At 70.8% G+C, this 9,005-nt stretch carries 8 protein-coding genes and 1 pseudogene; 8 read left to right on the forward strand and 1 reads right to left on the reverse strand.

Annotated features, from left to right (window positions below; genetic code table 11):
- Positions 1 to 424: alpha/beta fold hydrolase (locus G6017_RS07035; protein ID WP_182616654.1), on the reverse strand; the 424-nt coding region annotated here is incomplete at its 3' end.
- Between the two features lie 124 nt (positions 425 to 548).
- Here G6017_RS07035 and G6017_RS07040 point away from each other — a divergent pair.
- From G6017_RS07040 to G6017_RS07075, 8 genes and pseudogenes are all read left to right on the forward strand, one after another.
- Positions 549 to 1,316 (forward strand): CoA transferase subunit A, encoded by a 768-nt coding sequence (locus G6017_RS07040; protein WP_179524926.1) that lies wholly within the window; start codon positions 549 to 551, stop codon positions 1,314 to 1,316.
- Positions 1,313 to 1,942, forward strand: coding sequence for a 3-oxoacid CoA-transferase subunit B (locus tag G6017_RS07045; RefSeq protein ID WP_182616656.1), 630 nt, complete (start codon positions 1,313 to 1,315; stop codon positions 1,940 to 1,942). The genes G6017_RS07040 and G6017_RS07045 overlap by 4 nt, the downstream gene beginning before the upstream one ends.
- A gap of 148 nt (positions 1,943 to 2,090) precedes the next feature.
- The gene (locus tag G6017_RS07050; protein ID WP_182616658.1) at positions 2,091 to 3,083 is read left to right on the forward strand and encodes a malate dehydrogenase; all 993 of its coding nucleotides are present in this window, start codon (positions 2,091 to 2,093) and stop codon (positions 3,081 to 3,083) included.
- Between the two features lie 64 nt (positions 3,084 to 3,147).
- Positions 3,148 to 5,856 (forward strand): valine--tRNA ligase, encoded by a 2,709-nt coding sequence (locus G6017_RS07055; RefSeq protein WP_182616660.1) that lies wholly within the window; start codon positions 3,148 to 3,150, stop codon positions 5,854 to 5,856.
- Positions 5,856 to 7,448: a bifunctional tetrahydrofolate synthase/dihydrofolate synthase gene (folC, locus tag G6017_RS07060; RefSeq protein WP_182616662.1), complete on the forward strand. Its 1,593-nt coding sequence runs from the start codon at positions 5,856 to 5,858 to the stop codon at positions 7,446 to 7,448. Before G6017_RS07055 ends, folC begins: the two co-directional genes overlap by 1 nt.
- Entirely contained in the window at positions 7,445 to 7,861 is a 417-nt protein-coding gene (locus tag G6017_RS07065; protein ID WP_179524931.1) for a DUF4233 domain-containing protein, read from the forward strand. The genes folC and G6017_RS07065 overlap by 4 nt, the downstream gene beginning before the upstream one ends.
- A 30-nt stretch (positions 7,862 to 7,891) precedes the next feature.
- Positions 7,892 to 8,302, forward strand: a complete 411-nt coding sequence (ndk, locus tag G6017_RS07070) for a nucleoside-diphosphate kinase (RefSeq protein WP_182616664.1) — start codon at positions 7,892 to 7,894, stop codon at positions 8,300 to 8,302.
- Positions 8,303 to 8,653: 351 nt separating this feature from the next.
- Positions 8,654 to 9,005: pseudogene (locus tag G6017_RS07075) on the forward strand (ribonuclease E/G); the annotation flags it as partial.

The following is a 9,005-nucleotide window of genomic DNA, read 5'->3' on the forward strand; positions in this document are numbered from 1 at the left end:
CGACGGCCCCGGTGCCACCCTCGCGGACCGCGGCCGCGCGGTCCGCCCATCCGGAGGGCTCGCCGAACCTCGCAGCCGTGCACAGCAGGGCAGCGGACCGGACCCTGGTGGGCTCGTGGACCGCGAGCCACTGGGCCACGGCGCCGCCCAGGGAGAGCCCGACCATGTGGACGTGACCCACGCCGAGGGTGTCGAGCAGGGCGAGGACGTCGCCGGAGAGGTCGGCGATCGTGCACGGCCCCGGAATGACGTCTGAGTTCCCGTGCCCTCGGTGGTCGACGGCGATCACCATGTGGTCGCGGGCCAGATCGCGCACCTGGGCGTCCCACATCGACCTGTCCGAACCGAGGGATCCGAGCAGTACTACGGCAGGGGCATCCGCTGAGGGCGGGCCGCTGACCTGGTGAGACAGGGTGGCGGGCATGGTAGGTCCTTTCCTGGGGAGCGGCGGGTCAGTTCTGGTGCGGGTGACGTGAACCACGATACGCCGTAAGTGTACGTAGGGCGAACAGTTGTGCAACAAGCGAACAGGTCCTACGATGTGTGACATGACCAACAAGATCTTCTCGTCGGCCGCCGCCGCGGTCGCGGACATCCCGGACGGCGCCTCCCTCGCCGTGGGGGGTTTCGGTCTGGTCGGCATCCCCGCCGTCCTGATCGACGCGCTCCTGGAACAGGGCGCCACCGATCTGCAGACCGTGAGCAACAACTGCGGCACGGACGGCTTCGGCCTCGGCACGCTCCTGGAGGCCCGCCGCATCACCCGCACCACGGCCTCCTACGTGGGGGCCAACAAGGAGTTCGCCAGGCAGTACCTGAGCGGGGAGCTCGAGGTGGAGCTGACGCCGCAGGGCACGCTCGCCGAGCGGATGCGATCCGGTGGGGCGGGCATCCCGGCCTTCTACACGCCGGCGGGCGTCGGGACGATGGTCGCCGAGGGCGGACTGCCGCTGCGCTATGACGGCGACGGGGGAGTCGCCGTGGCCTCCGAGCCCAAAGAGGTCCGAGAGTTCGACGGGACCCCGTACGTCCTGGAGCGCGCGATCGTCACGGATTTCGCGCTCGTCCACGCCCATCGGGCGGACACGGCGGGCAACCTGCAGTTCCGCGGCACCGCCCGGAACTTCAACCCGGACGTCGCGATGGCCGGCCGCATCACGATCGTCCAGGCCGAGGAGATCGTCGCGGCCGGCGAGATCGACCCGGCGGACGTCCATCTCCCCGGGATCTTCGTCCAGCGGCTCGTCGAGGTCGGACGCCAGGAGACCGGCGTGGAGATAGAGAAGCTCAGCAGCAGGGGAGAGGACCGGTCATGACCTGGACACACGAGCAGATGGCGGCCCGCATCGCCGGCGACTTCGTCGACGGGCAGTACGTGAACCTGGGGATCGGGATGCCGACCCTCATCCCCGACCATCTCCCGACGGGCGTTCACGTCACGCTCCACTCGGAGAACGGGATCCTGGGCGTGGGGCCGTACCCCACACGCGAGCAGGTGGACCCCGAGATGATCAACGCGGGCAAGGAGACGATCACCGCCGCTCCGGGGGCCGCGTACTTCTCGTCCTCGGAGTCCTTCGCGATGATCCGCGGCGGGCACGTCGACGTGGCGGTCCTGGGCGCGATGCAGGTCTCCCAGACCGGCGACCTGTCCAACTGGATGATCCCCGGCGCCATGGTCAAGGGCATGGGCGGCGCGATGGACCTCGTCCACGGTGCCGACCGGGTGATCGTCATGATGGACCACGTCACCCGCAAGGGCGAGGCCAAATTGCTGGCGCAGAACTCCCTGCCCTACACGGGCCGCGGATGCGTCCAGCGCGTCGTCACCGACTTGTGCGTCCTCGACATCTGTCCCGAGGGGTTCAGGCTCGTCGAACCGGCCCCGGACGTCACGATCGAGGAGATCCGCGCCAGGACGGGCGCCGAGGTCCACACCTAGCCGAGGTCCACACCCAGCCGAGGTCCACACCCAGCCGGACGTCCCGGGGCGAACAACGGGTGTACGGCGGCTCGCGCGGTCAACAGGGTGACGGTTCCTCACTACTGTGGGGACCGCCCCCGTCGTCGCCTGAGGAAGGTCCCCGCGCATGAGTTCCACCGCCCCGGTCACCGTCACCGTCACCGGTGCCGCCGGAAAGATCGCCTACTCGTTGCTCTTCCGGCTGGCGTCCGGTCTGGTCTACGGCCCCGACACCCCGGTCCGCCTCCGACTGCTGGACATCCCGTCGGCCGTCACGGCCGCCGAGGGCGTGGCGATGGAGATCGAGGACTGCGCTCTGCCGCTGGTCGACTCGATCGAGATCACCGACGACGCGACCGCGGCGTTCGACGGCGCCAACGCCGCGTTCCTCGTCGGGGCCATGCCGCGGGGCAAGGGCATGGAGCGCTCCGACCTGTTGAGCGCGAACGGTGCCATCTTCCGCGACCAGGCGCGCTCGATCAACGCCGGCGCCGCGGACGACATCCGCGTGGTGGTGGTGGGCAACCCCGCCAACACCAACGCCTACATCGCGCACAAGCACGCCCCGGACGTCCCGGCCGGTCGGTTCACCGCCCTCATGCGGCTCGACCACAACCGGGCGCTGAGCCAGCTCGCCACCCGCCTGGGCGCCCCCGTCGCCGACCTCGACGGGGTCGTGGTGTGGGGGAACCATTCGGCAACCCAGTTCCCGGACGTCTCCTATCTCACCCGTGCCGGTGAGCCCGTGACCGAGGGGCTCGGGCGGGACTGGTTGGCCGACACCTTCATCCCGCGGGTCGCGAACCGGGGATCCGAGATCATCGCCGTGCGGGGCTCGTCGTCGGCAGCCTCCGCGGCAGGGGCCGCCGTCGACCAGATGCGCGACTGGGTGCACGGCACACCGGGGGAGAGCTGGACCACGGTCGCGCTGCCCTCGGGCGGGCAGTACGGCACGGTCCCGGGCGTGGTCACCGGTCTGCCCTGCCGCAGCCGCGGCGGTGAATGGGAGGTCGTCGAGGGTCTGGCGATCGATGACTTCCAGCGCGCCCGCATCGACGCCTCGGTGGCCGAGTTGATCTCCGAGCGCGACGCCGTGCACGCCCTCGGCCTGACCGACTGACCCCGGGGGCGGGGCCTCCGGCGGCGTGTGTGGGGTCCCGGCGCGGACGGCCTACGATGGTCGGGTGACGACTGCAGCGACCCCCGGCCCCGAGACCGACCGCGCGGATTTGCTCCCCGCCTCCTGGAACCCCGGCGAGGTCGAGTCCGAGCTGTACCGACGCTGGGTCGACGCCGGCTACTTCGAGGCGGACCCCTCCAGCGACAAGCCCGCGTACTCGGTGGTGCTGCCTCCGCCGAATGTCACGGGCAGCCTGCACATGGGCCACGCGCTCGACCACACGCTCATGGACGTGCTGACGCGGCGCAAGCGCATGCAGGGATTCGAGGTCCTCTGGCTTCCCGGAATGGATCACGCCGGGATCGCCACCCAGACCCTCGTGGACCGCAAGCTCCGCGCCGAGGGGATCGACCGCCACGAGATCGGGCGAGAGGCGTTCATCCAGAAGGTCTGGGAGTGGAAGCGTGAGTCCGGCGGGACCATCGGCGAGCAGATGCGCCGCCTCGGCGACGGCGTCGACTGGTCGCGTGAACGGTTCACCCTCGACGAGGGACTGTCCCGCGCGGTGCAGACCATCTTCAAGGAGCTCTACGACCAGGGGCTGATCTACCGCGCCGAGCGGCTGGTCAACTGGTCGCCCACACTCCAGACCGCGATCTCGGACATCGAGGTCAAGTACGCGGATGTCGAGGGCGAGTTGGTGAGCTTCCGCTACGGCTCGATGGACGACTCGCAGCCGCACCTGGTGGTGGCCACGACCCGGCTCGAGACGATGCTTGGCGACACGGCGATCGCCGTGCACCCGGAGGACCCGCGGTACGCCCACCTCGTGGGCGCCGAGATCGAGCACCCGTTCCGCGAGGGCTGGACCATGCGCGTCGTGGCGGACGACCACGTGGACCCCGAGTTCGGGACGGGGGCCGTCAAGGTCACGCCCGCGCACGACCCCAACGACTTCGCGATCGGCCAGCGCCACGGGCTGGAGATGCCCACGATCATGGACGCGGCCGGCCGTATCGCCGACACGGGGACCCGCTACGACGGGATGGACCGGTTCGAGGCGCGAAGGGTGATCCGCGAGGACCTCGCCGCCGAGGGCCGGATCGTCAAGGAGGTGCGCCCGTACCTGCACTCCGTCGGACACTCGGAGCGATCCGGCGAGCCGATCGAGCCCCGGCTGTCCCTGCAGTGGTGGGTCAGGGTCGAGGAGCTGGCCAGGATGGCCGGCGACGCCGTGCGCGACGGCGACACGGTGATCCACCCGAAGAGCCAGGAACCGCGCTGGTTCGACTGGGTCGACGACATGCACGACTGGTGCATCTCCCGCCAGCTGTGGTGGGGCCACCGCATCCCCATCTGGTACGGGCCGGACGGCGAGGTGGTCTGTGTGGGCGTGGGCGAGGAGCCGCCCGCCGGGTACACGCAGGACACGGACGTGCTCGACACGTGGTTCTCCTCCGGGCTGTGGCCGTTCTCGACCATGGGCTGGCCCGACCGGACCACCGACATCGAGCGGTTCTACCCCACGTCCGTGCTGGTCACCGGGTACGACATCCTGTTCTTCTGGGTGGCCCGGATGATGATGTTCGGCACCTTCGTGGGTCGCACCCTGACGGGTGACATCTCCGCCCCGGGGAAGGTCCCGTTCACCGACGTGTTCCTCCACGGGCTCGTCCGCGACGAGCACGGCCAGAAGATGTCCAAGTCCAAGGGCAACGGCATCGACCCGCTCGACTGGGTCGACCGCTTCGGCGCCGACGCCCTGCGCTTCACACTGGCCCGGGGCGCCAACCCCGGCGGCGACCTGTCCGTGGGTGACGACGCCGCCCAGGCCTCGCGCAACTTCGCCACCAAGCTGTTCAACGCCACGCGGTTCGCGCTGATGAACGGCGCGAAGGTGGGCCAGCTCCCGGAGGTGTCCGCGCTCACCGACGCCGACCGGTGGATCCTCCGGCGCCTCGGCGAGGTGCGCGTGTCGGTCGACGACGCCCTGGACCGCTACGAGTTCTCCAAGGCCTGCGAGGCCCTGTACCACTTCGCGTGGGACGAGGTGTGTGACTGGTACCTGGAGCTGGCCAAGGTCCAGTTCGGGAACGACGACGAGGCGCGCGGTTCCGAGCGGGCCGATCACACGCGGCTCGTGCTGGGACACGTGCTGGACGTGGTGCTGCGGATGCTGCACCCCGTCATCCCGTTCGTCACCGAGGTGCTGTGGACGGCCCTGACCGGACGCGACTCCGTGGTGGTCGCGGACTGGCCCTCCGACGTGGCCCCGGCAGAGGGGACCACGGAGTCCGTGCGCCGGGTGGCCGACGCCCAGACCCTCGTCACCGAGATCCGCCGCTTCCGCTCCGACCAGGGACTCAAGCCCGGCCAGCGGGTGCCCGCGCGCGTCACCGGGGTCGACGCGGCGGATCTGCCCGCCGACCTGCTCGACCAGGTGGCCTCGCTCGCGCGGATCACCCCGGCCGGGGACGACTTCACCGCCACCGCCTCGCTAGAGGTCCGGCTGGGGTTGTCCACGGTGGGGGTCGAGATCGACACCTCCGGCACCATCGACCTGGCCGCCGAGCGTCGCCGCCTGGAGAAGGACCTCGCGGCCGCGCGCAAGGAGCTGGAGACCACCGGCGCCAAGCTGGGCAACGAGGCGTTCCTCGGCAAGGCCCCCGACCACGTGGTGGACAAGATCCGCGCGCGCCGGGATCTCGCCGAGACCGAGGTCAGCCGGATCTCCGCCCGACTCGAGGGCCTCCCGGCCGGGAGCACCGCCTGATGGCGGGTCATCGGTGGCTCGAGCCCCACGACCCGGACGAGGGCTGGGACACCCCCACGGAGGAGGACGTCGCCGAGATGCTCGGCGAGGAGGGCCTGGTCTCCGGGGTCTCCCTCGGCGGGCCGCTGCCCGGTGACGAGGACGGCGAGGACCACCAGGAGCCGCGACCGATCCCGGAGGTCGGCAGCCCCGAGTGGCAGGCCGACACCGCAGAGCTCGCGGCGGTCGAGGAGGAACTGGCCACCCGGTGGCCGGAGACCCGCCTCGAACCGAGCCTGGACCGGATCGCGGAGCTCACCGGCGTCCTCGGGGATCCGCAATACGCCTACCCGGTCGTCCACGTGGCGGGGACCAACGGCAAGACCTCGGTCACCCGGATGATCGACGCCCTCCTGCGGGCACTGCACCAGCGCACCGGGCGCAACACCAGCCCGCACCTGCAGACCGTCACCGAGCGCATCGCCCTGGACGGCGAGCCCGTCCCGGCACGCCTGTTCGTGGACACCTACCGCGAACTGCAGCCGTACCTGGAACTGGTGGACCAGCGGTCCGAGGCCGGTGGTGGACCCCGGATGAGCTACTTCGAGGTGCTCACCGCGATGGCCTTCGCGGCCTTCGCCGACGCCCCGGTGGACGTGGCCGTGGTGGAGACCGGGATGGGCGGGACCTGGGACGCCACCAACGTGGTGCGGCCGGCCGTCGCCGTCGTCACCCCTGTCGGTCTTGACCACACCGACTACCTCGGGGACGACCTGGCGACCATCGCGGGGGAGAAGGCGGGGATCATCCAGCCGGGAGCAGAGGATGACCTGCTGCCGAGGGACCCGGTCGCCGTGATCGGTCGCCAGGAGCCCGAGGCGATGGAGGTGCTGCTGCGTCGCGCGGTCGAGGTGGGCGCGGTGGTGGCACGTCTCGGCTCGGAGTTCGACGTGGTCGAGCGTCGCCTGGCGGTGGGCGGACAGCAGCTCACCTTGCGTGGTCTCGGGGGCGAGTACCCGGAGGTGTTCCTCCCGCTGTTCGGCGAGCACCAGGCCGAGAACGCCGCCACCGCACTGGCCGCCGTCGAGGCGTTCTTCGGGGCGGGCCCCGACCGGTCGCTGGACCCCGAGCTCATCCGCGCCGGATTCGCCGCCGTGGACAACCCCGGCCGGCTCGAGCGCCTCAGCTCGAGCCCGACGGTGCTGGTGGACGCCGCGCACAACGGCCACGGCGGGCGCGCACTCGCCGAGGCGGTGACCTCCGAATTCGACTTCCGACGTCTCGTCGCCGTGGTCGCGATGCTGGACGGCAAGGACGCCGACGCGTTCCTCGCGGCGATCGAGCCGGTGGTCGACGAGGTCGTCGTCACCAGGACCGGGTCGCCGCGCGCGATGGCGCTCGAGGACCTCGCGCGCATCGCCGAGGACCGGTTCACCGCCCAGCGGGTCCACGTGGTGGACACCCTGCCCGATGCGATCAGCGCCGCGCTGGACCTGGTGGGGGTCCCCGACCCGACCGCCGACGACGACGTCTCCGGGGTCGGCGTACTCGTGACGGGATCGGTGTTGACCGCGGGGGCCGCCCGCAGCCTGTTCGGAAAGGACGCACAGTGACCGACACCGGTTCCGTCGATCCGGCGGCCACCGCCCACGAACCCTCGGTGGATCCGTGGAAGGGACTGCGGGGGATCATGGCCGGGACCCTGATCCTCGAGGCGATCGTGATCGGCCTGGTGCTCACGGTGATCGCGAGGGTCGACGACGGAGAGCACTTCCAGCCCTGGAAGGTGTGGTTCGTCAGCCTGCTCGCCGTGGCGATGGTCGTGGCCAGTGGACTGCAGCGACGTCCCTGGGCGATCCCGCTGAACCTCACCCTCGCCGGACTCGCGGTGGCGGGGTGGGCCGTGCACTGGTCGATGGGCGTGTGCGGCCTGATGTTCGCGGCGGTGTGGGCGTACATCCTCTATCTGCGGCGGGACCTCTCCCGGCGGATGGCGGGCGGGTACCTGCCCAGCCAGCACGACTGACGGGTCCCGGGTACTTGTAGCATTGCGGCCGTGACCGAGAGAACTTTCTTCCTCATCAAGCCCGATGGCGTCCAGCGAGGCCTGACCGGCACCATTCTCGCGCGAATCGAGGCCAAGGGCCTCCGGCTCGTGGCCATGGACATGCGCCGGGTGCCACAGGAGACCGCGGCCGCGCACTACGCCGAGCACGCCGAGCGTCCGTTCTACGGCGACCTGCTCGAGTTCATCACCTCCGGGCCGGTCGTGGCCGGTGTCGTGGAGGGTCCGCGCGCGATCGCCGCGTGGCGACAGCTCGCCGGCGGGACCGACCCGGTGGAGAAGGCCGCCCCCGGGTCCATTCGCGGGGACTACGGGCTGGAGACCCAGTTCAACCTCGTCCACGGGTCGGATTCCGAGGAATCCGCGGCACGTGAGATCGAACTGTGGTTCCCCGGACTCTGATCTGACCTCATCACCAACGATCCCGGTTCATCACCGGTGATCGCACCGGACGCGCCCGTCGGTCCCCGGACCGACGGGCGCGTTCGTCGTCTCACCTCGCCCGCGCGGCGACGGATCGTCGGCGTGTGTGGGACAATGGCCGAAGCCCACATTCTTGGCGAGCGGACCTCCAGTTCGCCCCGGATCGGGCGCCCGCCCTCCGCGGCCCGGATGACACCGGGATCGCGGACCACAAGACATAGCCCCACCCGAGGTGGGGCCCAGAGAGAAATGCCGACCCCGTGCGGCGGCGTGGGTCACCGGAGCACTCCGGTGACGTGATCGCGCCCGGAGTCCGGCCAGAGGAGACACGTGTCGGATTCGAACCTGACCATCGACGATCTCAACGCGCTTCCGGAGAAGATGCGCGCGCACGCGGCCGCCAAGGCCGTGGGGATGACCAGCAAGGAGTTCCTGGCCGCCATGGCCGGCATCGGCGTGGAGGTCAGGAGCGCCCAGTCCGGGGTGACGCGCGAGGTGCTGCTCACGTGGTTCGCCAGCCGCGCAGGCGGCGGTGACACGACGTCCGAGGCGGCCACCGCCACCGAGGACGCCCCGGTGGAGAAGCCCGCCCGGAAGGCCCCCGCGGACAAGGCTCCCGCCGACAAGGCCCCCGCCAAGAAGGCGCGCAAGGCCGCGGCGGGGAAGACGGCGCCGGATGCCA

Origin of the sequence: Dietzia sp. B44 (assembly GCF_014145245.1) — a bacterium.
Taxonomy (GTDB): domain Bacteria; phylum Actinomycetota; class Actinomycetes; order Mycobacteriales; family Mycobacteriaceae; genus Dietzia; species Dietzia natronolimnaea.